The sequence below is a fragment of the Barnesiella sp. An22 genome (genome assembly GCF_002159975.1).
In the GTDB taxonomy this organism is placed as follows: Bacteria; Bacteroidota; Bacteroidia; order Bacteroidales; family Barnesiellaceae; genus Barnesiella; species Barnesiella merdigallinarum.
The window spans coordinates 362,184-387,064 of the sequence record NZ_NFJR01000001.1 but is presented as its reverse complement, the minus strand read 5'-3'; the positions used below and the strand labels follow the sequence as shown (position 1 = coordinate 387,064).

Genomic DNA, 24,881 nt, shown 5'->3' with positions numbered 1-24,881 from the left:
TCTTTTCAGAAGACAGGATGCGGTTCGGCAGAGTCAAAATTGAAAACTGCGTTTTCTTTTGCCTCTACTCTCACCTTTCGCTATCTTTTCAGAAGACAGGATGCGGTTCGGCCAAGCAAATAATGCAAGCCTCTTTGCTTGTCGCTCACCTTTCACTATCTTTGGATAAGACAGGATGCGGTTCGGCAGAGTCAAAATTGAAAACTGCGTTTTCTTTTGCCTCTACTCTCACCTTTCATTATCTTTGCTACACGAAGATAGGATGCGTCTCAGTATAAAAATCAAGCAAGCTTGCTTTTCTACCTTCGACTTTCACTATCTTTTCAGAAGATAGATGGCGGTTCGGCAGAGTCAAAGTTGAAAACTGCGTTTTCCTTTGCCTCTACTCTTACCTTTCACTATCTTTGCACCATTATTATTCTTATACTTATTTGTTTTGGCACGAAAGAAGAAAGAGCTCCCCTTGCTGGAGCAGATTGAGATAACCGGTGTGGCTGCCGAAGGAAAGGCTTTGGCACGAGTGAACGACCTGGTGGTGTTTGTACCCTTTGCCGCTCCGGGCGATGTAGTCGATTTACAGGTGACGCGCAAGAAGCACAGCTACGCCGAGGCGCGTATCGTGAAATTTCACAGCTATTCGCCGCTGCGGGTGCAGCCTTTTTGCGAACACTTCGGGGTGTGCGGCGGCTGCAAGTGGCAGCATGTGACCTACGACTTCCAGTTGCAGTTCAAACGGCAGCAGGTCGAGGACAACCTCACCCGCATCGGCAAGATTCCCTTGCCCGAGGTGTTGCCCACGAAGGGGTCGGCCAAGCAGCAGTTCTACCGCAACAAGCTCGAGTTCTCGTTCTCGAATCGGTCGTGGCTCACCTACGAGCAGTTGCAGTCGGCTCAGGAGTTCGACAGCCGCAATGCGTTGGGGTTCCACATACCGGGCATGTTCGACAAGGTGCTCGACATCAAGAAGTGCTGGCTCCAGGACGACATCTCCAACCTCATACGCCTCTCGATACGGCAGTTTGCCATCGACCACAATTACCCCTTCTTCGACCTGCGCGAGCAGACGGGACTCATGCGCAATATCATCGTGCGCACCGCCTCGACGGGCGAAATCATGCTTATCGTCGTTTTCTTCGAGCCCGACCGGGAGCGTATAGAGGCGATGATGCAGCACGTGGCCGACGAGTTCCCCCAGATTACCTCGCTCCTCTATATAGTCAACCAGAAACCCAACGATACCATCACCGACCAGGAGGTGCACCTCTATCGCGGGCGCGACTACATCTGGGAGAGCATGGAGGGGCTGCGCTTCAAGATTGGCCCCAAGTCGTTCTACCAGACCAACTCGGAGCAGGCCTACGAACTCTACAAGGTGGCCCGCGAGTTTGCCGGCCTCACCGGCGACGAACTGGTCTACGACCTCTACACCGGCACGGGTACCATTGCCAACTTCGTGGCCCGGCAGTCGCGCAAGGTCATCGGCATCGAGTATGTGCCCGAGGCTATCGAGGATGCCAAGGAGAATGCCCGTATCAACGGCCTCGACAACACGCTGTTCTATGCCGGCGATATGAAAGATATTCTTACCGAAGAGTTTATCGGTGAACACGGTCGCCCCGATGTCATCATCACCGACCCGCCTCGCGCCGGCATGCACGACGATGTAATCAAGACCATCCTCTTTGCCGAGCCGCGTCGCATCGTCTATGTCAGTTGCAATCCCGCCACGCAGGCGCGCGACCTGTCGCTGCTCGATGCCAAGTATCGCGTGGCGCGCGTGCAGCCGGTCGACATGTTCCCCCATACTCACCATGTAGAGAATGTGGTGTTGCTGGAGCGCAAGGAAGAGTAGGAGAGTATCGCGAAACAGAATCAAGAAAATAGAACAAGCCCCGGAGTCTGGTCTTCAGCACTTCGGGGCTTGTCGTTATGGCAGGAGCGTTAGCGTCGCTTTTCGTTCTTCTCGTTTTCGCGAATCCACTGCATCACGTTGGCTGGCGGCCGCTTGTTGTCGAGCTCGTGTTTCATAAAATCCATGTAGGGAGCCACATGCTCGAAAAAGCGGTGATACCCGGCACACAGGTAGTTCAGCCCCGGCTCACCGGTAGCGGTGCGGGCAAACCGGTTTTTGGGACACTCGCCGTGGCAGGCAAACAGGTAGTCGCACGCTTTGCACTGGGCCGGCAGGCCGTCGCGCTTGTTCTGCCCGAAGGCAATCTGTTGCGGGCTGTTCATCATCTCGATGAGCGACTTGGAGTAGATATTCCCCAGCTTGTATTCGGGGAAGACGAAGTGGTCGCAACTGTACACGTCGCCATTAAACTCCATCACGCCGGCATGGCCGCAAGTTTCGGCCATGGTGCAGATGCCCGGCATCACCCCCGCCCAATTGGCCAGGGTGGCATCGAACAGCTGCACGAAGTACTCGCCCACGTCGTTGCGCACCCATTCGTCGAAGAGGGTGCAGAGAAATTCGCCCCACTGTTCGGGCGAGACCGAGAAGTCGGTCACCCCGTCGCGCGTCTCCTCGTCGGGAGCCGCCAGATGGCGACCGTCGGCGTGCGGATTGATGCGCTCGACGATAGGGGTAAACTGGATATACTTGCAGTGAATATCCTTGAAAAAGTGATAGAAGTCGAGCGGATAATCGGCGTTGAAGTCGTTGACCACGGCCAGGGCGTTCCACTCCACCCCGTGCTTGTTGAGCAGGTTGATACCCTGCATCACCTTCACGAAAGTAGGCCGTCCCTGTTTCGTAAGGCGGTATTCGTCGTGAAACTCCTGCGGGCCGTCGATACTCACCCCCACCAGCCAGTTGTTCTCTTTGAAGAAGCGGCACCAGCTGTCGGTCAGCAGTGTACCGTTGGTCTGTATGCTGTTCTCGATGACACGGCCCCGGCCATACTGAGCCTGCAGCTTCACCACCTTTTGGTAGAAGTCGAGCGGGCGCATCAGCGTCTCGCCGCCATGCCAGGTGAAGAGGATATGGTCGCTCGCCTGGCTCTCGATATACTCCTTGATAAACTTCTCGAGCAAACTCTCGCTCATGATATGGCGAGGCGTATCGTGGTAGAGCTTAGCCTTTTCGGTGTAGTAGCAATAGGTACAAGCCAGGTTGCAAATCGATCCCACCGGCTTGGCCATGATATACATGATTCGGTCGAATGGGGTATAGAGTGTCTTTTCCATAATCGAGTCTCTGTGACGTTTTTCTTATCATCTGTAAAGATACAGAAAAGCGAGAATAGAAAAACTATCCTCGCTCGAAATATTTTTATAATATCTTACAAGCGGATTACTCCCTCACCATTTCGTAGCGGGTGCCGAACCATTGGTCGAGGGTTTCATCGACCTGGGCGTTGATTTCGGGGGTGATTTTGCCCTTTATCTTTTTGTAGACATAGAGCACGGCGGCCCCTTCGTCGAGTACCCCGATGAACTTGAACACGGCACTGGGGATGAGGCTTACCGGCGAAATGGTGTAGATGATGGCGGCATAGATGAGAATGCGGTCGAGGGCCGAGGTCTTCTCGTCCTTCATCACGTAGTAGAACTGGAGCAACGGGCGAGCCGCCACACGGCCTACCTTGAGGGCATAGGGCTGCAACTTGATGTATATGCGGTTTATCTTGTCGCGCCAATCGACATTTTTTACTCGGGCCAGAAGCCGTTTGATATCTTTGCCCATAATCATATAGGCTAAAATGGTGATGCAAATGATCGTGAACATATTCTTTTTCGTTTCGTGTTTGTGTATAGAGAGTGTGTTCCGTCTCACAATCTATCGTCGCAAAGATAATTTTTTTACGGAAAAGTTCCGAATCCTGCCAAAAAACTCAAACAAGTTTGGCTTTATTGCGCTCTCCTTTCACTATCTTTTCAGAAGACAGGATGCGGTTCGGCATAGTCAAAAATGAAAACTTTGTTTTCTCTTTGTCTCTGCGCTCTCCTTTCACTATCTTTGTTACACGAAGATAGGAGTCGGCTCGGGATGATCAAACTCGAAATTTCATTTCGGTTTGCTTCTCCTCTCGCCTTTCACTATCTTTATCCCATTCTAACACACACATATCGGAAACAGATGAAATACGGCAGACTTTTATTCCTGGGCGGTGGATTGTTGACCGCCGTTTCCCCGGCATTAGCGCAGAAGAGCGACAAGCCTAATATTATTTTTATCCTGTGCGACGACATGGGATATGGCGATTTGGGGTGTTACGGGCAGCGATATATCGATACGCCCAACCTCGACCGCATGGCTTCGGAGGGTATGCGTTTCACGCAGGCCTATTCGGGCAGTCCCGTGAGTGCTCCGTCACGAGCCAGCATTATGACGGGGCAGCACTCGGGCCACGGCGAGGTGCGTGGCAACAAGGAGTATTGGCCCGAGAGCGGCGAGGTGCGCTATGGCATCAATACCGACTATGCCGTGGTGGGGCAGCACCCGTATGACCCCGACCACGTAATCCTCACCGAGGTGATGAAGGACAACGGCTACACGACTGGCATGTTCGGCAAATGGGCCGGTGGTTACGAGGGCTCGGTCTCTACGCCCGACAAGCGGGGTGTCGACGAGTTCTTCGGTTACATCTGCCAGTTTCAGGCGCATCTGTACTATCCCAATTTCTTGAATCGCTACAACCCGGCTCTGGGCGATACGGCTACGGTGCGCGTTACGCTCGACGAGAATATACGGTATCCCATGTGGGGCGCCGGTTATGGCCAGCGCAAACAATACTCGGCCGACCTCATTCATCGGGCGGCACTCGATTGGCTCGACCGGCAGTCGGCCGACCAACCCTTCTTCGGCTTCTTCACCTATACCTTGCCGCATGCCGAGCTGGTACAGCCCGAAGACTCTTTGCTCAACAAATACCGCGAGCGGTTGGGCGACAAGGGGATATACAACGGCAGCTACTGGAGCCGCTACAATCCTGTGACTCACACGCATGCGCAGTTTGCGGCCATGATCGAGCGGCTCGACCGGTATGTGGGTGAGATTTTGGCTAAGCTCAAAGCCAAGGGATTGGACGAAAATACGATGGTCATCTTCTCGTCGGACAACGGCCCGCACGAGGAGGGTGGGGCCGACCCTACCTTCTTCGGACGTGACGGCAAGCTGAAGGGGCTGAAGCGTTCGTGCCACGAGGGGGGCATCCGCATTCCGTTCATTGTGCGCTGGCCGGGCCATGTGCCGGTGTCGGTCAACGACCATCAACTGGCGTTTTACGATATTTTGCCCACCTTCTGCGACCTCTCGGGGGTGAAGAATTATGAGAAACGGTATGCCCAGGGGCGCCCCAACTATTTCGACGGCCTCACTTTTGCACCTACCTTGTTGGGGAAGGATAAAAAACAGAAACAGCACGACTTCCTCTATTGGGAGTTTTGCGAGACCGACCAGATAGCCGTACGCCAGGGCGACTGGAAACTCTTTGTCGAGAAGGGCGAGTGCCATCTCTACAATCTGGCCGACGATATTCACGAAGACCACGACCTGGCCGCACAGTATCCCGAGCGGGTCGAGGCCATGAAACGAATCATATTCGAGCAGCACATTGATAACCCCTACTTCAAGGTGACGTTGCCGCAATAGGGCGGGGCATTGCCGTCTGGAGGGACAGGAACAAAAACAATCAGGGCTGTGTTCTCACGAGCACAGCCCTGGTCTTTTTTCAGTCGGGGGTATCGTTTATTTATTTCTTCTTTCGAGTCGTGATGATGAGAACATTATCATTCTCTTTAGCTCCGTACTTCTTATTAGCCTCTCCGCCTTTCAGCACTGTAATACTGGCAATGTCGTTGGGGCTTAACTTGTTGAACTTCTTTTCCGAAACCTTTTTGCCGTCGACAACATAGATGATATTGGGTATCTGTTTGACGTAAGCCGCCACCGAATCGGTGTGGTGGTTGAGGGTAGAGAGGGCATTGATGCCTTTCTCGTCGATGGCTCGGGTGATGGAGTCGGCATTGGCGCTTATCCGGGCCGAGAGGGCCTCGATGCGAGCCATGGCTTCAGGCGAGAGTTCTTTCCCCTCTTTGGTGACGGCCACCTCTGCACGAATGGAGTCGGACAGGGCTTTTACCTGTTGCTGCCAATTATTCAGCGACGACTTTTTCGAATGGATAATGATTGTATTCTCTCCGTTGTCGTTGAGTATCGAGATGTTTCCGACCTGGCCCGACAGGTTGAGTTTTTCCATATCTTCGGCCGATACTTCCTTGCCGTTGATGATATAGGAGAACTTGCCTGACGAGAGATTGTCTATCACTTCGGCCGGGACTTTCTTCCCGTTGATGACATAGTAGCTCGTTTGGAAGCCCTGTTTCCCGTCGTTCGAGAGGGTTATCTTCATCGGTTGGGTATCGTCCGACTCTTTCGTACTGATGAGCAGGGCTCCACCTTTGGCTTCGTCGCCATACTTCTCGACAGCCATTTTCCCTTTGAGCACCGTGACACTCTTTATCTGGTCGGGTGAGAGTTTGTCGATCTCTTCGCGCGAGACTTTCTTCCCGTCTACGATGCAGAGTGCACTATCCATCGAGGCCGGTTTCCCGTTCTCGGTGATATTGATTTTCAGTTTGTTCCCCTGGCTCGAGTCGCCCGATTCGTCGATGTTGACGTTCAGGGTGTTTGTCTGGTTCGAGTTGCTGGCAGCGGTGATGACCATTTGGCTCTGGTCGGTGGCCGATTGCGAATCGTCCTGGTCGAGCATGGCCAGCAGGTCGGTCGATGCGATTTCGTCGAGGCGTTCCGATACTTCGGGGCGGGCGAATACCGTGACGGTACAGAGTGCGACGGGTATCACATAGAGATACTTCCAGGTCGCTTTGCGGTTGGATTTCTTTTTGAGCATCATAGTAATACGTTTATTAAGTTTGTTGTGATTGAAGTGATTGGTCACGCAGTAGAATTTCGAGCCCACCGATCGCTTGATGAGCAGCAGTTGGTATTGCCGGGCATCGATGCCCTGGTCGATTACCTCGGCATCGGCCTCGTATTCGTGCACGGTTTGCAACTCGCGTTTCAGCAGCCAGGCGGCAGGATTGAACCATTGCAGCCAGGTACAGAGGTCGGCCACCAGCAGGTCAAGGGAGTGGCGCTTGCGTATGTGGGCCGACTCGTGCAGCAGTATCTCTCGGCTGTGGGCGGCATAGTCCTCCTCGGAGAGGACAATCCGGCCGAACCAGCTGAAGGGTGCAATAGACCGGGGCAGGACGATAATCTGCCGACCTTCGTCGTCGGTCACCCGGCGGCCGCTACTCATGAGTCGCAGCAGGCGCACGATGGTAACGATGTAGCGGGCAACGAAAAACACTACACCGGTCCAGTAGAGGACTATCGCCGCCACGAGGGCCACGGGCACCGGGGCGGCTGTGGCTTCGACATCGTCGGTCACGTAGCTGAAGGCCGACAGGTTGTCGAGTATCACGACGGGGACGGGGGCTGCACTTTCGCTCTCGGTAAACAGCGGCAAGTGGCACAGCGGCAGCACAAACGAGAGGGGGATGAGGCAGAGCAGTGCCACCCGGTTGTAGCGGTAGAAGGTCTCCCGGCTCAGCAGAATGCTGTAGAAGAGAAACAGTATCGCCAGGCAGACGGCCGACTGGAGTATGTAGACAAAAAATGCACTCATGGCTGGGCGGTTTTATTTTTCACTTCCTCGTTCCACTTTCTCGATAAGTTCCTTCAGCTCCTTCAGCGAGATGTCCTCCTCCTCGATGAGCGACGAGACCACGCCCAGGTAGGAGCTGTTGAAATACTTGCGCACCACCTGACGGAGGGTCCCCCGACGGAACGACTCTTCGCTCACGGCGGCGTAGTACTGGTAGGTTTTGCCGAATGCCTTGTGGGCCAGGTAACCCTTCTCTTCGAGACCCCGCACGATGGTCGACAGGGTATTGAAGTGGGGTTTGGGCTCGTCGTAGAAATCGAGCAACTCTTTCACGAACAGGGGGCCTTTTTGCCAGAAGTAGTTCATGATTTCTTCTTCTTTTGCGGTAAGTCCTTTCATAGGTTTTCGTTTTTCTCTTTGCAAATAAACTAAAAGTTTTAGTTATTCAACTAATTTTTGTAGTTAATAAAACTAAATGGGGTAGTTTTATAACTATATTTTTTAGTTGAATAAAAAAGAAAACAAGATGCGGCAGCCGGTTTCGATGCCGACTGCCGCATGTATGGGGTTTGGAATGAGCCGATTGAATAGGCTTTATGTTACTTTTGGATGTTAGGCTCTTCGAGACCGTATCCCCGTTTCTTGTCCTCGACCTTCAGCCACAACCCGAAGATGAGCGCCAAGACTCCCAGGCTGGCAAAGATGAGCATCGGCACGGTGTAGTTGTATTGCAGCGGGTCGGTGATACCGGGGTTCGACATGCGCAGTGTGGCACCGATAATCATGGGGAAGGAGTAGAGACCGATGTTCTGAATCCAGAAGATAACGGCGTAGGCCGAGCCCAGCAGCTTGTTGTCGACCAGCTTGGGTACCGAGGGCCACAGCGAGGCCGGTACCAGCGAGAACGAGATACCCAGCAGGATGATGGAGAGGTAGGCCACAATCACGGCGGTGACGGTACCTTTCAAGGCGGGCAGCACCAGGGCGAATACCAGGTGGCAGGCAATCATGAGCACGGCACCGAAGATGAGCATGGTGGCACCTTTGCCTTTATGGTCGAGGAAGTTGCCCAGGATGGGGGTGATGGCTGCGGCTCCCAGCGGGAAGACGAAGAACACCCAGCCGGCCTGTTCGGCCGTATAGCCCAGGTTGCATTGCAGCATGTTGATGGCATACTTCTGGAAGGGGAAGATGGCCGAGTAGTAGAGCACGCACAGCAGCGCTACCAGCCAGAACACCTTGCTCGAGAAGATATATTTGAGGTCCGAGATTTTGAAGGGATCGTCTTTCTCTTCGCCGCTTTCGCCCATCTGTTGCTCGAGTTTCTTGTCCATGAAGGCGTAGGTGATGAAACAGATGAGGCCGATGGCCAGCAGAATCACGGCCACGAGTACGGGGCGCGATACGTCGACCGGGGCAAACTTGTTGGCCAGTACCGGCGAACCCAGTACCACCACGGCTACACCCACACGGGCGATAGCCATCTCTACACCCATGGCCAGAGCCATCTCTTTACCCTTGAACCATTTGACGATACCGCGCGAAACGGTGATACCTGCCATCTCGACACCGCATCCGAAGAACATGAAGCCGATGGCCGACATTTTGGCCGAGGCGGGCATCCCTTCGTAGAACGGGGTGACGTTCCACCACTCCAGCGGCAGGTTCATAAAGCGGTTCATAAAGGCCTCGGCCCCACTGCCGATGAAGGCATTGCTCACGGCGTAGTAGTTGATCGAGGCACCTACCAGCATGACGGCACCCGAGAGTATGGCCGTGAAACGCACACCCATCTTGTCGAGTATGATACCGGCAAAAATCAGGAAGAATACAAATACGTTCAGAAAAGTTTCGGAACCGGCGTAGTGGCCGTAAGCATCGGGCGACCAGCCTCTCGTGTTCTGTAACAATTCTTGTAGAGGCGAGAGTATATCCATGAAGATATAGCCGAAAAACATGGCGCTCGCCAGCAGGACAAGAGCCGTCCATCGTACGGCCGGGATGTCCTTCATCAGTTGAGTCATTTTTTCTGTCATTGTGTTATGTGTTTTGATTTATCGATTCGCTGTTTAGAAATAGACCGAGAGGCCCACCTTCAATCCATACTGGTCGAGTTGGTCGGTGAAGCTGTGTTTCCAGTAGAGAGCCGGGTCGAGCGATATGTTGTGGCTCACGAAGATGGCGTAACCCAGTTCGGCGCCCACATAGAGATAGTCGTCGCAGGCCGACGATTCGTCCTTGGGTTTGTACCAGGCGTGGGTATATCCCGTATTCACTCCGATGAATAGGGTGGTGAGGGTATAGTATCGGATACCCACATTCAGATCTATGTTGTTGTCTCGGTACTCCTTGTTCCACGAAAAGTTGCCGCCGACTCCTACATAGAACAGCAGGTTGTTGGCGATGAAATTACCCGTTTCGACCTGCAGTCCCAGGTCGAAAGTTTCGTTACCCGTCTCGCGGGTGTGGGTGCTGCCCAGGTTGAATCCGCTGATTTGGGGGTTGACAATCCAGGTATTTTTCAGAATCTGGGCCGATGCGGTGCCCGATAACGCTGTGATAACCGACAGGATAAGAAGAACTTTTTTTACCATAGTCGTGGAGATAAATGAGTTTTTTATGAGTGGTGGTCGTCGCGCATGGTACGGCGATCCATGACATCTTGCTTTTGGCGGCGCTCGTTACGAATCTTCTCGCGGTGTTTCAAGGCCCATCGCAAGGCCAGAATAATCAGGAGCGTAAAGCCGATGATGCCGAAGTATTCCCAATAGTTGCCGCTCAGCAACATACCTCGACCGAAGTAGGCCATGACGGCCAGATAGATAACCAGGAGCAATGCAATAATGTCGTACCGTTTCATTTGTAATAAAATAGTTAGAGTGTTGTAGGGGGTTGTTGTAATATCGAGGAAAATTGGAAATCTTTCGATTTGAGGGCCTCGTAGATTTTGATGCAGCTCCAGGCGTCGGTAGCGGCATAGAGTTGTTGGCTGTCGGTCAGGTGGTCGGCCTCCCAGTTGGAGAGGCGTTGTCCTTTCGAAATCTTTTTCCCGATGACGATGGCATAGATTTTTTGCAAACTCTGGTCTTCGATGCCGTATCGTTTGACAAATTTCTGCAACTCGACAAAGTTGCGCGGAGTGAATGGCCCGCTGTTGAGTCGCCCCAGCATGCAGAAGTCGTCCTTGAGCGAGATACCCACCTTGAGCAGGGTTTCGTCTTCGAGCAACCGTTTCAAGGCCGGGGTGAACCCGATGCGGTTAAGCCGGAACAGGTAGCAGGTATCGTGGGTCGAGAGTTGCATGAGGGCCACGTGGTTGCTCTGTCCCTTCTTGAATGTCGGTCGGGTTTCGGTATCAAACCCGATAATCGACTCGTGGCTCAGACATTTGGTAGCTTCGGTTACCTGGGCTTCGTTGTCGACCACGACGATTCGTCCGGGGAATGATTCGATAGGTAAAGTTGCAATGATTTCTTTACTAATTTTTATTTTGTCAGAAGTCTCGTTATCCATAAGCGTTAATCCACATCATCGTTGAGTTTGTCGAAAATATCGTCGTCCCCTTGTTGATGTCCGAATATATCGGTGTAGCGGTCGTCGGCCGATGACCGGTGGTGGTGATGATGACCGCAGTCGCATGTGTCGTCGTCATCGTCATCGTCGTCGTGCGTCGAATACCTTACATTGTGTAGAGCCCGCAGTACATTGACCAGCTGTTGCCCCCAGTAGGAGACAAAGTTCTCGTAGCAGATGTAGAGCGATTCGAGCATTTGCGGCTCGTTGCCCAGGCGATAGACCGAAATGAAGTCTTTCAAGTCTTGATAGATGTCGGCAAGTCCTTCCGAGATGCTGGCCGCCAACGGGCCTTCGCTGTATTCCATGCCCGACTGGAACACCTCCAGGTAGTTGTCGTCTTCGCCCAGGAGGCTCTCGATGCTCATGCGCACACTCTCGTACATGCTTTCGGTCACGAAACGTTCGGTATAGGCCTCCTCTTCGGGTTCTTCGGGCGAGAGCAGGGTAGCTTTGAGGTAGAGCAGCGGAAGTATTTTTATGATTTTATCGATAAATTCATCTTTTTCCAGTTCGGGAGTACGTTCGAGGAAAGCGCAATATTCGGCACCTACGGTGACAAATTCGATAATATCTTTGGAATAGATGCGTTCGTCCATTACTCGTTGTTTTTATAAAGTCTGTGGTTGATAATGTATGTATATACCGACTGGGGTACAAAATAGTTCATGTTTTTGCCGGCGGCGATTCCCTGCCGTACCTGGGTCGACGAAATCTCGATGAGGGGAGCCCGGCAGTACCGCACGGTAGGGGGGAGCTTCGCCTCGTCGATGTCGTAGCCCCGGCGGGGATAGATGCATACCCGATACTCGTCGACGATGCGCCGGCTCTCGCGCCACCGGTCGAAGAGCAGCCAGTTGTCGGCCCCGATGACGAGGGTGAACTCGCGGTCGGGGTAGAGGCTCCTGAGGTGGTCGAGCGTGCGAATCGTGTAGGAGGGCAGGGGGAGCGAAAACTCGATGTCGGTCGCTACGATTTTGGGGTTGCCGGTCACGGCCAGCCGCAGCATTTCGAGGCGCTGGCGGTCGGCCTCGGGCGACAGCTTTTCCCGCAAGGGGTTCTGGGGCGTTACCGACATCCACACCTCGTCGAACCCCTCGAACTCGCACAAGTAGTTGGCCAGTATGAGGTGCCCCGTGTGGACGGGGTTGAACGTGCCTGAAAAGAAAGCTGTCTGGATAGGTTGCATGGGTTTAGGGTTTGTCGAGGAATTGCCGTATGGTCTGGTAGGCCTCTTCCTGGGCTTTTTCTAAAATGTCGTTGACGATGATGTGGTCGAACCGCGGGGCAAACGAGAGTTCGTATTCGGCCTTGGCCACTCGGCTGGCAATCACCTCGGGGGCATCGGTAGCCCGGTGTTTGAGCCGCTTCTCCAACTCCTCGATGCTGGGCGGTTGGATGAAGAGGGCCAGTGCCTGGTCGCCGTAATACTTCTTGATGTTGAGCCCGCCTACCACGTCGACGTCGAAGATGACGTTGCGGCCACTGTCGAGTATGCGCTCGACCTCGCTCTTGAGCGTGCCGTAGAACTTGCCGGCATACACCTCTTCATACTCCAGAAACTCGCCGTTGGCGATGCGTTGTCTGAACTCTTCGGGCGAGATGAAGTAGTATTCTACGCCGTTCTTCTCGGTGCCTCGCGGGGCACGGCTGGTGGCCGAGATCGAGAACGACAGGTTCAGGTCGCGATTCAGCAGCGATTGTATGATGGTCGATTTGCCCGACCCCGAGGGTGCCGAGAATATAACCAGTTTGCCTCTCTTTTCCATTACATTACGTTTAATACTTGCTCTTTGATCTGTTCCAACTCGTCTTTCATGCGTACGACGATGCGTTGCATTTCGGCCTGGTTCGACTTGGAACCGAGCGTGTTGATTTCGCGACCCATCTCTTGGCTGATGAAGCCCAGCTTCTTGCCCTGGCCCTTGCCGGCCTGCATGGTCTCGAGAAAATATTTCAAGTGGTTGTCGAGCCTGTGCTTCTCTTCGTTGATGTCGAGTTTCTCGATATAGAAAATCATCTCCTGCTCGAACCGGTTTTTGTCGTAGTCGAAGTTGTCGATTTTGGTCAGGGCATCGATGATGCGTCCCTTGATTTTTTCGATGCGCTCCTTCTCGTAGGGCTCCACCTCCTTCAGCAGCTGGGCAATGTTGGCAATCTTCTCTTCAAAGAGGTGTTGCAGCATGGCCCCCTCCTGGATACGGAACTCCTCGAGGTGGGTGATGGCCTCGTCGACCGCCTTCTTCAGCGCGTTGATTTCGGTTTCGTCGATTTCCTGGCTATCGGTACTCAGGGCGTCGGGCAGGCGCAGCAAAATCGAGAAACAGTCTTCGGGCATGGCAATGCCCAGTTTTTCCGAAGCCTCTTTCACCTGCTGGTAGTAGCCCTCCAGCACCGGCACGTTTATCTGGGCCGAGGTTCCTTTGCCTATCGACTCGCTGTATACCAGAAAGTCGACTTTACCCCGCTCCAGCCGCCGGGCAATCTCCGAGCGAATCTCCATCTCCAGCTCTCTGTATTGTTGGGGAATGCGGGTCGACAAATCGAGCTGCTTGCTGTTCAACGATTTTATTTCAACGGTTATTTTTTTGTGCGGCAGTTCCACCACGGACTTACCGAAACCGGTCATCGATTGTATCATGTCTGTAAATGTTTTTGCAAATTTAATCTTATTTCCGATGCCAAAGCAATATTATTGAAAAAAAAGAGCTATTTTTGTACACTCATTAACGCGATTGTAATACGTTTGTTTACCTTTTTGCCCGGGGAAAGGGCAGAGAGGCAGTATGTTTACCGATAAAATTATGCCGAATATTCTACATATAGAGACCTCTACGTCGGTCTGCTCGGCCGCGCTCTCTTCCGACGGAGTGGTACAATGCCATTTCGAGAACTTCGACGGCCCCTCGCACGCTTCGCTGCTGGGAGCCTATGTAAAAGAGTTGATGACCTTTGCCCGCGACAAGTCGATAAAGGTCGATGCCGTAGCGGTGAGCAGCGGCCCGGGCTCCTACACGGGGCTGCGCATCGGGGTCTCCGAGGCCAAGGGGCTTTGCTTCGGGCTGAAGGTGCCCCTTATTGCCGTGCACACCCTCGAACTGCTGGCTTGCGCCACCATGTTTAAAACCTATTTCGACGAAGATGTGTTATATTGTCCCATGATCGACGCCCGTCGCATGGAGGTCTATACCGCCGTCTACGACAATGCGCTCAACGCCGTGCGTCCCGTGCAGGCCTGTGTGGTCGACGAAAACTCCTTTGCCGACTTGTTGGCCGACCGTCGCGTCGTCTTCTCGGGCAACGGAGCCGCCAAGTGCAAGGAGGTCATCCGCCACGAGAATGCCATCTTTGTCGACGACATCGTACCCCTGGCTACCGATATGCTGGCACTTGCCGAGCGGGCTTACCGGCAAGGTCAGTTTGAGGATGTGGCCTATTTCGAGCCCTTCTACCTGAAAGAGTTCATCGCCACCACTCCCAAAAACAAAGTATTGTAAATAAAGAAAATCATATAGAGAGATTATGCAATATACCTCGGACTTAAAGAAACTGATACTGCCTGAGTATGGGCGTAACGTGCAACAGATGGTCGACCACTGCATGACTATCGAGGATCGTGCCGAACGTACCCGTTGCGCCAATACCATTATCAATATTATGGGTAACCTCTTTCCTCACTTGCGCGACATCGACGACTTCAAGCACAAGTTGTGGGACCACCTGGCCATCATGTCCGACTTCAAGCTCGACATCGACTATCCCTACGAGATTGTCAAAAAGGAGAATCTGCATACGCACCCCGATGCTATACCTTACCACACGACCCCCATCAAATACCGTCATTACGGTAAAATCATGGAGGGGATGTTGAAGAAGGCCGAGGAGATGCCTGCCGGACCCGAGCGCGATGCCCTCGTGTCGATGCTGGCCAACCACATGAAGAAACTCTACTACCAGTGGAATAAGGACTCGGTCGAGGACGAAAAGATTTTGAAGGATTTGCGGGAGTATACCCACGGGGTAATCGACCTCGATCCCGCCACCTATCACCTGCGCGATGTGAGGGAACCCGTCGTGCAGCCGCAGCGAAACAACAAGTCGAAAAATAATTCGAAAAAAGCGGGTAAATAACCGCTTTTTTTTGTATCTTTCCCTCATTAACCTTAATAGAGAAAGAGTATGGCATCTTTTATTATTGAAGGCGGGCATCGTCTGAATGGAGAGTTGATACCGCAAGGAGCTAAGAATGAGGCATTGGAAGTCCTTTGTGCTACGTTGCTCACCCCCGAAGAGGTGAAGATATACAATATCCCCGATATTCTCGATGTAAACAACCTCATACAACTGTTGCGCGACCTGGGTGTGACGGTGAAGCATATCGGGTTGAATGCGTACAGTTTCAAGGCCGATAAAATCAATCTCGACTATCTCGACACCGACGAGTTCCTGCAGAAGGGAGCTGCCCTGCGGGGGTCGGTGATGATTATCGGGCCGCTCATTGCCCGCTTCGGCTATGCCGTATTGCCCAAGCCGGGGGGCGACAAGATTGGCCGCCGGCGTCTCGATACGCACTTTCTGGGTATCCAGAAACTGGGGGCCACGTTCACCTATTGCCCCAAGGCACAACGCTACGAAATCAAGGCCGACAAACTCACCGGCAGCTACATGCTGCTCGACGAGGCGTCGGTGACGGGTACGGCCAACATCCTCATGGCTGCCGTCATGGCCGAGGGCGACACTACCATCTACAACGCGGCCTGCGAACCCTACCTGCAACAGCTCTCGAAGATGCTCAACCGCATGGGTGCCCGCATCGAGGGCATCGGCTCCAACCTGCTCACGATTCACGGCGTGTCGTCGCTCAAGGGGTGCGAGCACACCATTCTGCCCGATATGATTGAGGTGGGCAGTTTCATCGGCATGGCTGCCATGACCCGGTCGGACATCACCATCAAAAACGTGTCGTACAACGACCTGGGCATTATCCCCGACAGCTTCCGCCGGATGGGTATCACCGTCGAGCAAAACGGCGACGACATCCACATCCCCGAGCACGACGGGTACGAGATAGAGACCTTTATCGACGGCTCTATCATGACCTTCGCCGATGCGCCGTGGCCGGGACTTACCCCCGACCTCCTGAGTGTCTTCCTCGTGGTGGCTACCCAGGCCAAGGGCAGCGTGCTCATCCACCAGAAGATGTTCGAGAGCCGACTCTTCTTCGTCGACAAGCTCATCGACATGGGGGCCCAGATTATCCTGTGCGACCCGCACCGCGCCGCCGTCATCGGTCAGGCTCACGCCCATACGCTGCGGGCTGCCAACATGGTATCGCCCGATATCCGGGCCGGTATCGCGCTGCTCATCGCCGCCATGAGTGCCGACGGTACGAGCCGCATCCACAACATCGACCAGATAGACCGGGGCTATCAGGACATCGACAAGCGGCTCAATGCCATAGGGGCGCGCATCACCCGGCTGTAAAACAAGAGAAACAATCATGATAGAACGTGAAGAATTGATCAAGATAGGGCGGTTCAACAAACCGCACGGGGTGAAGGGGGAGCTCTCCTTCACCTTTACCGACGATGTGTTCGACCGCACCGACTGTCCCTATATCGTCTGCGAAATCGACGGTATCTTCGTCCCCTTTTTCATCGAGGAGTATCGCTTCAAGAGCGACACTACGGCCTTGATAAAGCTCGAGGATGTCGACAATGAGACCGAGGCCCGGGCTTTCTCGCTGCTCGATGTCTACTTCCCCAAATCCTACTACGACACGGAGGCCGAAGAGGAGGCCCCGAGCGACTACTTCATCGGGTTTACCGTCGTCGACAGCGAGCTGGGCGAGTTGGGCAAGATTGTGGCCGTCGACGACTCGACCGAGAATGTGCTCTTCGAGATAGACCACGCCGGCCGCGAGCTGCTGGTGCCGGCCGTCGACGAGTTTGTGAGCGAAATCGACGAGGAGAACCGCCGGCTCTACATGAGTATTCCCGAGGGACTGCTGACGCTGTAAACTTAAAAAAACAGACAAGATATGATGAAACGAGTTTTATTTATTTTTCTGGCCGTGTGGTTCATCTTCACGGTAGTCGTGTTCGTGATGTTCTTCTCGACCACCAAGAGCGATTCGAAGAGCAGCGGCGAGGGTATGCCGGTACTCGAGGCTATCGAAACCCGGGCCAGTGTGCGGGCCTATACCGACCAGGCCGTGGAGCCCGAGAAAATCGAGCAGATTCTGCGTGCCGGCATGGCGGCACCTACCGCCCGCAATCAACAGCCGTGGGCCTTTGTGGTTATCGACGACAAGGCGCTGATGACCCAGTTGGCCGACTCGCTGCCCAATGCCAAGATGCTGGCATCGGCTCCGGTGGCCATCGTAGTGTGCGGCGACTTGAGCAAAGCCATCGAGGGCGAGGGGGCTACCTATTGGATACAGGATGCCTCGGCCGCTACCGAGAATATCCTGTTGGCTGCTCACGGTCTGGGGCTGGGAGCCGTATGGACGGGTGCCTATCCTATGATGAGCCGGGTAAAAGCCATTCGCTCGGTACTCGGTTTGCCGGCACAGATTATTCCGCTCAACGTCATCCCCATGGGTTATCCGCAGGGCGAGACTGCTCCCAAGGATAAGTGGAAACGCGAGAACATTCGCAAGAACAACTGGGCGAATGCCTATTGATAGAATAAAAGTATGTAATCAAGAAAATTTCTTAGCCATAATGAGTAAAATCATCGAAAAATTGCGCAAATACAGAGTGCTGCGATTGTTTTTTATTAGATTCCGGCTTTTTAATTTTGGTGGTAAGCAACGATGAAGATCGAATATCGAATTGACTTATAAACGACAGCCTCGGCAGAAAATCGCCGAGGCTGTCGTTTTTGTTTCTATGTCAACGCTCTATTGGTTTTGGAAAACCTCTTTTGAGCCATACAACAGACTATGAGCCGAAGAACTCATAGTTCGATAATCTGGTGCTGCAGGGTGAGCAGGTTGGTCCAGTAGAGTTTGCCGCTCAACACCTCGCCGCACCCGGCAATTATCTTGATGGCTTCGGAGGCTTGCAGGCAACCGATGAGGCCGGGAATGGACCCGACCACGCCGCCCGGTTGCGGCACAGGCATTACTGCCGGGCGCGGGTAGAGGTCGCTGTACCGGGGGCCTCCCCGGTAGTTGAATACCGACACCTGTCCCTCGAAGGCGGCGATGGAGCCGTAGACGTAGGGCTTGCCTTGGCGGGCGCACTCCTCGTCGATGAGGTAGCGGGTGGCCGCGTTGTCGCAGCCGTCGACCACCAGGTCGTAGTTGGCCACGAGTTCGGCGGCATTTTCGGGGGTAAACCGCGTGGGGTAGGTCTCGATGCGGGTCGTGCTGTTCAGCTCCGACAGCCGCCGGCGGGCACACTCCACCTTGGGGGCTCCCACCTCGGCTTCGGTATAGAGCACCTGCCGTTGCAGGTTGCTCACCGACACCACATCGTCGTCGACCAGCCCCAGGCAGCCCACGCCGGCCGCCGTCAGGTAGAGGGCGACGGGCGAACCCAGGCCGCCCACCCCCACAATCAGCACTCGCGCCTGGCGCAGCCGCTCCTGGCCCGCTTCGCCTATTTCGGGGAGCATCGTCTGTCTGCTGTATCGCTCGTTCATCAATCGAAGATTTTATCCCAGTCTTTCCATACTACCTCGTAGCCCATGGCCTTGATGGCCTGCTCTACCTCGGCCGGGGTGCGTTCGTCGCTCACGGCAAATTGCTCCAGTGCCTGCGGATAGGTGGCGTAGCCTCCCGGGTCGGTCTTCGAGCCGGCACTCATCGAGGTGGCTCCCAGCGTGGCAATGTGGTTGCGGAAGTTGGGGTTCTCGCGGGTCGATACCGAAATATCCACGTCGTGGTCGAAGATACGGAAGGCAAAAATCAGCTGGGCCAGCTCCCGGTCGCTCATCACCACGTTGGGTTGGAAGTGCCCCTCCGACGGCCGCATGCGGGGGAAGTTGACGCTGTATTTCGTCTGCCAGTAGTGCTTGCGCAGGTATTGCAGGTGAATGGCCATCATGGTCACATCGGTGCGCCAGGGCTCCAGCCCGATGAGCACGCCCATGCCTATCTTGTGCACGCCGGCCTGACCCATGCGGTCGAAGCCGTTGACACGCCATTCGAAAATCGATTTCATCCCCTTGGGGTGATAGGTCTTGTAGCGATCCTTGTGGTAGGTCTCCTGGAAGCAAACCACACCGTTGAGACCCGACTTGGTGAGCCGGTAGTAATCTTCGCTCTTGAGCGGCATCACCTCGATCGAGAGGTTGGCAAAGTAGGGGCGGGCTACATGCAGAGCCCGCTCCAGATAGTCTACACCGGCATCGCGCGGATTCTCGCCGGTGACGATGAGCAGGTTCTCAAAGGGGCCCAGCTTGCGTATGGCGCGGCATTCGTTCTCGATCTCCTCTTCGGTGAGGATGATGCGAGAGATGGGGTTGTTGTGGTTGAACCCGCAATAGACGCAAAAGTTGTTGCACGAGTTGGTGATATAAAGCGGTACATACATCTGTATCGTTTTACCGAAACGCTCCTGGGTATAGCGCCGGCTCAGGGCGGCCATGGGCTCCAGATAGGGAGCTGCGGCCGGCGAAACGAGGGCCATGAAGTCGTCGATGGTCAAGTGCTCCTTGCCCAAGGCAATCTCCACGTCGCGGCTCTGTTTCGAGTTGATGCAGGCGGTTATGTCGTCCCAGGAATATTTTTCTAATTCTTCGGAAAACATCTTTCTTCTTTTTCTTTATTCAATCGTTGGTAGTTGGTCGATTTCTTTTCTATTCTCTCTTGTGGCGAGGCCGATGGCACTGCGCCACCGGCACTCGCGGGTACACCGGGCGGGTTACTCCTTCTCGATGCAGTTGGTGATGTCTTGCGACAGCCGCATGGCGCAGAAGTTGGGGCCGCACATGGTGCAGTAGTTGCCGTCGTGGAACGAGCCCTGCTTGTAATACTCGAGAGCCCGGTCGGGGTCGAGGGCCAGGTTGAACTGGTCTTTCCAGCGGAACTCGTAGCGGGCCTTGCTCATGGCATCGTCGCGCACCTGGGCGCCGGGGAATCCCTTGGCCAGGTCGGCGGCGTGGGCCGCAATCTTGTAGGCGATGACACCGTTGCGCACATCCTCGCGATCGGGCAGTCCCAGATGTTCCTTGGGGGTGACGTAGCAAATCATGGCCGTGCCCAGCCAGGCAATCTGTGCGGCACCGATGGCCGAAGTGATGTGGTCGTAACCCGGGGCGATGTCGGTAGTCAACGGGCCCAGCGTGTAGAAGGGGGCTCCGTGGCAACTGCTCAACTGGCGGTCCATGTTCTCCTTGATCTTCTGCATGGGAATATGGCCGGGACCTTCGATAATCACCTGCACGTCGTGTGCCCAGGCCTTCTCGGTGAGTTCGCCCAGCACGTCGAGTTCGAGGAACTGCGAGCGGTCGTTGGCGTCGTGTATCGAGCCGGGCCGCATGCCGTCGCCCAGCGATATGGCCACGTCGTACTGCTTGAGTATCTCGCAGATTTCGTCGAAGTGGGTGTAGAGGAAACTCTCCTGGTTGTGGATAACGCACCACTTGGTCATAATCGAACCGCCGCGCGACACGATGCCCGTGAGCCGTTCGCCCACCAGATCGGCGTGTGCCTTGAGCACTCCGGCGTGAATGGTGAAGTAGTCCACACCCTGCTCGCACTGCTCGATGAGCGTATCGCGGTAAATCTCCCAGGTGAGGTCTTCGACCTTGCCGTTTACCTTCTCGAGGGCTTGGTAGATGGGCACGGTACCCATGGGCACGGGGCAGTTGCGGATAATCCATTCGCGCGTCTCGTGTATGTGGTCGCCCGTCGAGAGGTCCATGAGCGTATCACCGCCCCAGTGGCAGCTCCATACGGCCTTGTCCACCTCCTCTTCGATACCCGACGAGAGGGCCGAGTTGCCGATGTTGGTATTGAGTTTCACCAGGAAGTTGCGGCCGATAATCATCGGCTCGGCCTCGGGGTGGTTGATGTTGGCCGGGATGATGGCACGGCCGGCAGCCACCTCGTCGCGCACAAACTCGGGGGTGATGTGGCTCTTGATGCCCAATTGCTCGTTCATTATATTCTCGCGTATGGCCACATACTCCATCTCGGCGGTGACGATACCCTGGCGGGCATAGTACATCTGCGTGATGGCATGTCCCGGTTTGGCCCGGTAGGGGAGCGGTGTGTTTTTGAACCGTATCGGGTCGAGCGACGGGTCGTCGCGGCGGGCACGCCCGTATTGCGAGGTGATGTCGTCGAGCCGTTCCACATCGCCGCGGTCGAGAATCCACGACTCGCGCAGGCGGGGGATACCCCGGTTGATGTCTACCTCTACGGCTGGGTCGGTATAGGGACCGCTGGTGTCATACACATAGACCGGCGGGTTGGGGGTATGTACCCGTTTCCCGTTCTCGATGGTCACGGTGTCGGTCAGGTTGATCTTGCGCATGCCCACTTGAATGGGAAAGAGTTTACCCGGTACATATACCTTCTCGGAACCGGGGTAGGAGTCTTTGATGATTTTTTGTGTATCCATAAATGTGTGAAGTTTCGAAGTGGTTAGTCCAGGAATGAGGTCAACGGGCTGCTGGCCTGGGCAAAGTGGTATTGGGCACCCAGTCCGGCTTCGTAGGCACGGCGGCCGGCTCGAACAGCCTCTTTGAAGGCGATGGCCATCTCTACGGGATTACCGGCCACGGCAATGGCGGTGTTCACCAGTACGGCGTCGGCACCCAGCTCCATGGCTTCGGCAGCATGCGACGGAGCCCCGATACCGGCATCGACGATGACGGGCACGTTGCTCTCCTCGATGATAATCTGCAGGAAGTCACGCGTGCGCAACCCCTTGTTCGTGCCGATGGGAGCCCCCAGCGGCATCACCGTAGCGGCACCGGCCTCTTCGAGGCGTTTGCACAGCACGGGGTCGGCCTGGATGTAGGGCAGCACTACGAACCCCATCTTGGCCAGCTGTTCGGTAGCCTTCAGGGTCTCTACCGGGTCGGGCAGAAGGTATTTGGGGTCGGGGTGGATTTCGAGTTTGATGAAGTCGGTCCCGAAGCAGTCGCGGGAGAGCTGGGCGGCAAGCACGGCCTCCTCGGCATTCCGCACGCCCGAGGTATTGGGCAGGAACTGCACCTTGGTGCGGTCGATGTGTGCGAGCATATCGTCGGTAGCTTCGTGGGTCATGTTGAGACGTTTCATGGCAACGGTAATCATTTCGGATTCCGAAGCCTCGATGGCTTTTTCCATCAATTCGTTCGAGCTGAATTTGCCGGTTCCGACAAACAGTCGGGAGGAGAATTCCCGTCCTCCAATCACTAATTTTTTCATGCTTTACGATATTGGTTGAGTAAATCTATAATCTTTCGGGTTTCGGCCTCGGGGTCTTCGGCCTGCAGGATGGTGCCCGACAGGGCGATGCCGGCCACACCCGTTTCCATAATGGCCGGAATGTCGTCGGCCGTGATGCCGCCGATGGCCACCACGGGAATCTTCAGCCCGTTGTCGCGGCACTGCTGCATGATGCGGGCATAGCCCTCGAGCCCGAGTATGGGACTCAGGTTCTTTTTGGTCTCGGTGTAGCGGAAGGGGCCGAGACCCACATAGTCGGCATCCTGACGTACGAGGTTCTGGATGTCGTCGAAGGTGTTGGCCGTACCGCCGATGATGTACTTTTCGCCGATGAGCAGGCGGGCCTCCGATACGGGCATGTCGAGTTTGCCCAGGTGCACGCCGTCTACGTCGAGGTCGGCCGCCAGTTGAGGATAGTCGTCGAGAACGAGTATCGCCTCGTGCTCCTTGCAGAGCGAAATCAGTTGCCGGGCCGTCTTCTCGACCTCTTCGAGGGGAGCCTCTTTCATGCGCAGCTGTATCCATTTGCAGCCTCCGTTCAGGGCGGCGACAGCGCCTTCGACAATGCCGAAGCGCAGGGTTTGGTGTGTAATGAATTGTAACATGACTATGGTGTTAAACAGTTCGTATTCGTTTCAGTCGGGCCACCACACCCTCGGGGGTGGGGTCCTGCCACAAGTAGCCCAGCAGGGCTACTCCGCCGAAGTGCCAGGCCCGCACGGCAGCCATCCGTTCGGGGGTGATGCCGCCCAGGGCGATTACCCGCTCGCCGATGATGCCTTGGCTGGCGGCCTCCGTCAGCTCGTCGGGGATGAAGCCCGCGGTATATCCCTGCTTCGAGATGCTGTCGAAGAGAGGGCTCAGGAACTGATAGGCATACCCTTCGCCGTGGGCCAGCTCGGCGATGGTGTGGCACGAGCGCGATAGGGCGGGGGTGTAGCCGTCAGCCGGTGCGGGCGGCTCGGGGTTGCGACGGTTGAGGTGTACCCCGGCCAGCCTGTACGTTGCGGCCAGCTCGAAGTGGTCGTGCAGTACGATGCGGCTGTAGCAGCGGTCGGGAATCGTGCGCAACAGTTGCTCCACCTCGTGGTGCGAGGCCCCGGGTTTGCGCAGGTGCAGGCGGTCCAGACCGTGGTCGAGCAGAGCGGCTATCAAGCACTCCTCGCCGGGCAAGAAACCTTCGGGTGTGATACCTATGTATTTCATCGCGTTACGTTCGGTTTTGCCGGTTATCCGCCGAAGGTGGCGCGAATGAGGGTAATCTTGTCGCCGTCGGCCAGTGTGCGGTTGCTCCATTCGCTCTTGGGTACCAGTTTGTTGTCGATGGCAATGGCGGTACCCTCGGCGGCAATCTGCTGCCGGTCGAGCCACTCTTTTACGGTGATGCCCTCGGGTACCTCGGTTTCGTTTTGGTTGATATATACTTTCATTGTTGTATCAATGAGTGGGTTTCTCTTTTTCGTTCAGTGCTTCGTTGTCCCGTGAGGTTAAAACACAGGGGGCGAACAGATGGTTTACGGCACCGTGGCCGTGGCCTATCGTCACGTCGGCCCCGGCTTGCAGAGCCTGGGTCAGGTAGTGCTTGGCGGCGGCAACGGCGTCGGGCAGCGTGCGGCCCAGGGCCAGGTACGAGGCAATGGCCGACGAGAAGGTGCAGCCCGTGCCGTGGGTGTTGCGCGTGGCAACCCGCGGCGAGGTGTAGCGCACCGGGTCGGCATGCGGGGTGAAGAGCAGGTCGTACGACTCGGCCCCCTCCAGATGCCCTCCCTTGATGAGTACGGCCCGGCATCCGATGCGGAAGAGCCGTTGGGCCGCCAGCTCCATATCCCGCTCGTTGGTGACGGGCAGGCCGCTCAGAATTTCGGTCTCGGGAATGTTGGGGGTGACGAGTGTAGCCCGGGGCAACAGCAGCGATTTGACCGCCTCGATGGCCTCCTCTTCGATGAGCCGGCAGCCCGAGGTCGATACCATTACCGGGTCGAGCACGATGTGGTCGAGGGGATAGTGCGCCAGACAGTCGGCAATGGCTTCGATGGTGGGACGGGCGTAGAGCATGCCCAACTTCACCGTGCGGCAGGGCAGGTCGTCGAGCACCGCCTCGATTTGCTGGCGCACGATGGACGGGTCGATGCCCTGGATGGCCCGCACTTCGCAGGTGTTTTGCGCCGTAATGGCGGTGATGGCCGAGGTGCCGAACACACCGATGGCCGACATGGTCTTCAGGTCGGCTTGTATCCCGGCTCCTCCGCTGCTGTCCGAGCCGGCTATGGTCAATACGACGGGATAAGTCTTCATACGGT

General features: G+C 55.4%; 27 protein-coding genes. 7 read left to right on the top strand and 20 right to left on the bottom strand.

Going from position 1 to position 24,881, the window contains the following annotated elements; translation table 11 throughout:
• Positions 1-436 precede the first annotated feature (436 nt).
• Positions 437-1,852: a 23S rRNA (uracil(1939)-C(5))-methyltransferase RlmD gene (gene rlmD, locus B5F38_RS01675; protein WP_087407576.1), complete on the top strand. Its 1,416-nt coding sequence runs from the start codon at positions 437-439 to the stop codon at positions 1,850-1,852.
• 89 nt (positions 1,853-1,941) lie between these two features.
• On the opposite strand, the gene B5F38_RS01670 is transcribed toward rlmD, so the two are convergent.
• Both B5F38_RS01670 and B5F38_RS01665 read right to left on the bottom strand, forming a co-directional pair.
• Positions 1,942-3,189 (bottom strand): anaerobic sulfatase-maturation protein, encoded by a 1,248-nt coding sequence (locus tag B5F38_RS01670; RefSeq protein WP_087407575.1) that lies wholly within the window; start codon positions 3,187-3,189, stop codon positions 1,942-1,944.
• A gap of 106 nt (positions 3,190-3,295) precedes the next feature.
• Complete coding sequence (locus B5F38_RS01665) at positions 3,296-3,730, bottom strand: DUF1232 domain-containing protein (protein WP_087407574.1); 435 nt, start codon at positions 3,728-3,730, stop codon at positions 3,296-3,298.
• A 351-nt stretch (positions 3,731-4,081) separates the two neighbouring features.
• Here B5F38_RS01665 and B5F38_RS01660 point away from each other — a divergent pair, with 351 nt between their 5' ends.
• Entirely contained in the window at positions 4,082-5,596 is a 1,515-nt protein-coding gene (locus tag B5F38_RS01660) for an arylsulfatase (protein ID WP_087407573.1), read from the top strand.
• A 100-nt stretch (positions 5,597-5,696) separates the two neighbouring features.
• Here the strand turns inward: B5F38_RS01660 and B5F38_RS01655 are convergent, their stop codons facing one another.
• The 10 genes from B5F38_RS01655 to B5F38_RS01610 all read right to left on the bottom strand — a co-directional run bounded on the left by B5F38_RS01655 (position 5,697) and on the right by B5F38_RS01610 (position 13,830).
• Positions 5,697-7,637 (bottom strand): M56 family metallopeptidase, encoded by a 1,941-nt coding sequence (locus B5F38_RS01655; RefSeq protein WP_087407572.1) that lies wholly within the window; start codon positions 7,635-7,637, stop codon positions 5,697-5,699.
• A gap of 12 nt (positions 7,638-7,649) precedes the next feature.
• Positions 7,650-8,015 carry a BlaI/MecI/CopY family transcriptional regulator gene (locus B5F38_RS01650; RefSeq protein ID WP_087407571.1) on the bottom strand — a complete coding sequence of 122 codons (366 nt, stop codon included), beginning with the start codon at positions 8,013-8,015 and terminating at the stop codon, positions 7,650-7,652.
• A gap of 200 nt (positions 8,016-8,215) precedes the next feature.
• Positions 8,216-9,652 carry an MFS transporter gene (locus B5F38_RS01645; protein WP_087407570.1) on the bottom strand — a complete coding sequence of 479 codons (1,437 nt, stop codon included), beginning with the start codon at positions 9,650-9,652 and terminating at the stop codon, positions 8,216-8,218.
• Between the two features lie 33 nt (positions 9,653-9,685).
• Positions 9,686-10,210 (bottom strand): hypothetical protein, encoded by a 525-nt coding sequence (locus tag B5F38_RS01640; protein ID WP_087407569.1) that lies wholly within the window; start codon positions 10,208-10,210, stop codon positions 9,686-9,688.
• A 23-nt stretch (positions 10,211-10,233) separates the two neighbouring features.
• Positions 10,234-10,476, bottom strand: a complete 243-nt coding sequence (locus tag B5F38_RS01635) for a hypothetical protein (RefSeq protein ID WP_087407568.1) — start codon at positions 10,474-10,476, stop codon at positions 10,234-10,236.
• Between the two features lie 14 nt (positions 10,477-10,490).
• A complete protein-coding gene (locus B5F38_RS01630; RefSeq protein WP_087407567.1) occupies positions 10,491-11,129 on the bottom strand; it encodes a 3'-5' exonuclease in 639 nt (212 codons plus the stop codon).
• 5 nt (positions 11,130-11,134) lie between these two features.
• Complete coding sequence (locus B5F38_RS01625; RefSeq protein WP_087407566.1) at positions 11,135-11,788, bottom strand: DUF5063 domain-containing protein; 654 nt, start codon at positions 11,786-11,788, stop codon at positions 11,135-11,137.
• Positions 11,788-12,378, bottom strand: coding sequence for a nicotinate (nicotinamide) nucleotide adenylyltransferase (nadD, locus tag B5F38_RS01620; protein ID WP_087407565.1), 591 nt, complete (start codon positions 12,376-12,378; stop codon positions 11,788-11,790). The genes B5F38_RS01625 and nadD overlap by 1 nt, the downstream gene beginning before the upstream one ends.
• Before the next feature lie 4 nt (positions 12,379-12,382).
• Positions 12,383-12,958 (bottom strand): guanylate kinase, encoded by a 576-nt coding sequence (gmk, locus tag B5F38_RS01615; protein ID WP_087407564.1) that lies wholly within the window; start codon positions 12,956-12,958, stop codon positions 12,383-12,385.
• A complete protein-coding gene (locus tag B5F38_RS01610) occupies positions 12,958-13,830 on the bottom strand; it encodes a YicC/YloC family endoribonuclease (RefSeq protein WP_087407563.1) in 873 nt (290 codons plus the stop codon). Before B5F38_RS01610 ends, gmk begins: the two co-directional genes overlap by 1 nt.
• Positions 13,831-13,993: 163 nt before the next feature.
• On the opposite strand from B5F38_RS01610, the gene tsaB reads away from it, so the two are divergent.
• From tsaB to B5F38_RS01585, 5 genes are read left to right on the top strand one after another with little or no spacing between them, the layout of a single operon-like run.
• The gene (tsaB, locus tag B5F38_RS01605) at positions 13,994-14,686 is read left to right on the top strand and encodes a tRNA (adenosine(37)-N6)-threonylcarbamoyltransferase complex dimerization subunit type 1 TsaB (RefSeq protein WP_087407766.1); all 693 of its coding nucleotides are present in this window, start codon (positions 13,994-13,996) and stop codon (positions 14,684-14,686) included.
• A gap of 25 nt (positions 14,687-14,711) precedes the next feature.
• Positions 14,712-15,320 carry a DUF4290 domain-containing protein gene (locus B5F38_RS01600; RefSeq protein ID WP_087407562.1) on the top strand — a complete coding sequence of 203 codons (609 nt, stop codon included), beginning with the start codon at positions 14,712-14,714 and terminating at the stop codon, positions 15,318-15,320.
• Positions 15,321-15,368: 48 nt separating this feature from the next.
• Positions 15,369-16,673 carry a UDP-N-acetylglucosamine 1-carboxyvinyltransferase gene (gene murA, locus B5F38_RS01595; RefSeq protein ID WP_087407561.1) on the top strand — a complete coding sequence of 435 codons (1,305 nt, stop codon included), beginning with the start codon at positions 15,369-15,371 and terminating at the stop codon, positions 16,671-16,673.
• Positions 16,674-16,689: 16 nt separating this feature from the next.
• Positions 16,690-17,208: a ribosome maturation factor RimM gene (gene rimM, locus B5F38_RS01590; protein WP_087407560.1), complete on the top strand. Its 519-nt coding sequence runs from the start codon at positions 16,690-16,692 to the stop codon at positions 17,206-17,208.
• Positions 17,209-17,229: 21 nt separating this feature from the next.
• A complete protein-coding gene (locus B5F38_RS01585; RefSeq protein ID WP_241147783.1) occupies positions 17,230-17,874 on the top strand; it encodes a nitroreductase family protein in 645 nt (214 codons plus the stop codon).
• A gap of 275 nt (positions 17,875-18,149) precedes the next feature.
• On the opposite strand, the gene B5F38_RS01580 is transcribed toward B5F38_RS01585, so the two are convergent.
• The 8 genes from B5F38_RS01580 to thiD form a co-directional block, all read right to left on the bottom strand.
• Positions 18,150-18,839, bottom strand: a complete 690-nt coding sequence (locus B5F38_RS01580) for a HesA/MoeB/ThiF family protein (protein ID WP_087407559.1) — start codon at positions 18,837-18,839, stop codon at positions 18,150-18,152.
• Complete coding sequence (thiH, locus tag B5F38_RS01575; RefSeq protein ID WP_087407558.1) at positions 18,839-19,948, bottom strand: 2-iminoacetate synthase ThiH; 1,110 nt, start codon at positions 19,946-19,948, stop codon at positions 18,839-18,841. Before thiH ends, B5F38_RS01580 begins: the two co-directional genes overlap by 1 nt.
• Positions 19,949-20,062: 114 nt before the next feature.
• Positions 20,063-21,766 carry a phosphomethylpyrimidine synthase ThiC gene (gene thiC, locus B5F38_RS01570; protein ID WP_087407557.1) on the bottom strand — a complete coding sequence of 568 codons (1,704 nt, stop codon included), beginning with the start codon at positions 21,764-21,766 and terminating at the stop codon, positions 20,063-20,065.
• 23 nt (positions 21,767-21,789) lie between these two features.
• Complete coding sequence (locus B5F38_RS01565; protein WP_087407556.1) at positions 21,790-22,560, bottom strand: thiazole synthase; 771 nt, start codon at positions 22,558-22,560, stop codon at positions 21,790-21,792.
• Positions 22,557-23,192 carry a thiamine phosphate synthase gene (locus B5F38_RS01560; RefSeq protein WP_087407555.1) on the bottom strand — a complete coding sequence of 212 codons (636 nt, stop codon included), beginning with the start codon at positions 23,190-23,192 and terminating at the stop codon, positions 22,557-22,559. Before B5F38_RS01560 ends, B5F38_RS01565 begins: the two co-directional genes overlap by 4 nt.
• A 4-nt stretch (positions 23,193-23,196) precedes the next feature.
• Positions 23,197-23,787, bottom strand: a complete 591-nt coding sequence (locus tag B5F38_RS01555; RefSeq protein ID WP_087407554.1) for a thiamine phosphate synthase — start codon at positions 23,785-23,787, stop codon at positions 23,197-23,199.
• A gap of 23 nt (positions 23,788-23,810) precedes the next feature.
• Positions 23,811-24,011 (bottom strand): sulfur carrier protein ThiS, encoded by a 201-nt coding sequence (gene thiS, locus B5F38_RS01550; RefSeq protein ID WP_087407553.1) that lies wholly within the window; start codon positions 24,009-24,011, stop codon positions 23,811-23,813.
• Positions 24,012-24,018: 7 nt separating this feature from the next.
• Positions 24,019-24,876, bottom strand: a complete 858-nt coding sequence (gene thiD / locus B5F38_RS01545; RefSeq protein WP_087407552.1) for a bifunctional hydroxymethylpyrimidine kinase/phosphomethylpyrimidine kinase — start codon at positions 24,874-24,876, stop codon at positions 24,019-24,021.
• Positions 24,877-24,881: the final 5 nt, after the last annotated feature.

Coding starts and splice junctions, on each gene's coding strand:
- B5F38_RS01670 (WP_087407575.1), bottom strand. CDS start 3,189: ATGGAAAAGACACTCTATACCCCATTCGACCGAATCATGTATATCATG.
- B5F38_RS01665 (WP_087407574.1), bottom strand. CDS start 3,730: ATGTTCACGATCATTTGCATCACCATTTTAGCCTATATGATTATGGGC.
- B5F38_RS01660 (WP_087407573.1), top strand. CDS start 4,082: ATGAAATACGGCAGACTTTTATTCCTGGGCGGTGGATTGTTGACCGCC.
- B5F38_RS01655 (WP_087407572.1), bottom strand. CDS start 7,637: ATGAGTGCATTTTTTGTCTACATACTCCAGTCGGCCGTCTGCCTGGCG.
- B5F38_RS01650 (WP_087407571.1), bottom strand. CDS start 8,015: ATGAAAGGACTTACCGCAAAAGAAGAAGAAATCATGAACTACTTCTGG.
- B5F38_RS01645 (WP_087407570.1), bottom strand. CDS start 9,652: ATGACAGAAAAAATGACTCAACTGATGAAGGACATCCCGGCCGTACGA.
- B5F38_RS01640 (WP_087407569.1), bottom strand. CDS start 10,210: ATGGTAAAAAAAGTTCTTCTTATCCTGTCGGTTATCACAGCGTTATCG.
- B5F38_RS01635 (WP_087407568.1), bottom strand. CDS start 10,476: ATGAAACGGTACGACATTATTGCATTGCTCCTGGTTATCTATCTGGCC.
- B5F38_RS01630 (WP_087407567.1), bottom strand. CDS start 11,129: ATGGATAACGAGACTTCTGACAAAATAAAAATTAGTAAAGAAATCATT.
- B5F38_RS01625 (WP_087407566.1), bottom strand. CDS start 11,788: ATGGACGAACGCATCTATTCCAAAGATATTATCGAATTTGTCACCGTA.
- nadD (WP_087407565.1), bottom strand. CDS start 12,378: ATGCAACCTATCCAGACAGCTTTCTTTTCAGGCACGTTCAACCCCGTC.
- gmk (WP_087407564.1), bottom strand. CDS start 12,958: ATGGAAAAGAGAGGCAAACTGGTTATATTCTCGGCACCCTCGGGGTCG.
- B5F38_RS01610 (WP_087407563.1), bottom strand. CDS start 13,830: ATGATACAATCGATGACCGGTTTCGGTAAGTCCGTGGTGGAACTGCCG.
- tsaB (WP_087407766.1), top strand. CDS start 13,994: ATGCCGAATATTCTACATATAGAGACCTCTACGTCGGTCTGCTCGGCC.
- B5F38_RS01600 (WP_087407562.1), top strand. CDS start 14,712: ATGCAATATACCTCGGACTTAAAGAAACTGATACTGCCTGAGTATGGG.
- murA (WP_087407561.1), top strand. CDS start 15,369: ATGGCATCTTTTATTATTGAAGGCGGGCATCGTCTGAATGGAGAGTTG.
- rimM (WP_087407560.1), top strand. CDS start 16,690: ATGATAGAACGTGAAGAATTGATCAAGATAGGGCGGTTCAACAAACCG.
- B5F38_RS01585 (WP_241147783.1), top strand. CDS start 17,230: ATGATGAAACGAGTTTTATTTATTTTTCTGGCCGTGTGGTTCATCTTC.
- B5F38_RS01580 (WP_087407559.1), bottom strand. CDS start 18,839: ATGAACGAGCGATACAGCAGACAGACGATGCTCCCCGAAATAGGCGAA.
- thiH (WP_087407558.1), bottom strand. CDS start 19,948: ATGTTTTCCGAAGAATTAGAAAAATATTCCTGGGACGACATAACCGCC.
- thiC (WP_087407557.1), bottom strand. CDS start 21,766: ATGGATACACAAAAAATCATCAAAGACTCCTACCCCGGTTCCGAGAAG.
- B5F38_RS01565 (WP_087407556.1), bottom strand. CDS start 22,560: ATGAAAAAATTAGTGATTGGAGGACGGGAATTCTCCTCCCGACTGTTT.
- B5F38_RS01555 (WP_087407554.1), bottom strand. CDS start 23,787: ATGAAATACATAGGTATCACACCCGAAGGTTTCTTGCCCGGCGAGGAG.
- thiS (WP_087407553.1), bottom strand. CDS start 24,011: ATGAAAGTATATATCAACCAAAACGAAACCGAGGTACCCGAGGGCATC.
- thiD (WP_087407552.1), bottom strand. CDS start 24,876: ATGAAGACTTATCCCGTCGTATTGACCATAGCCGGCTCGGACAGCAGC.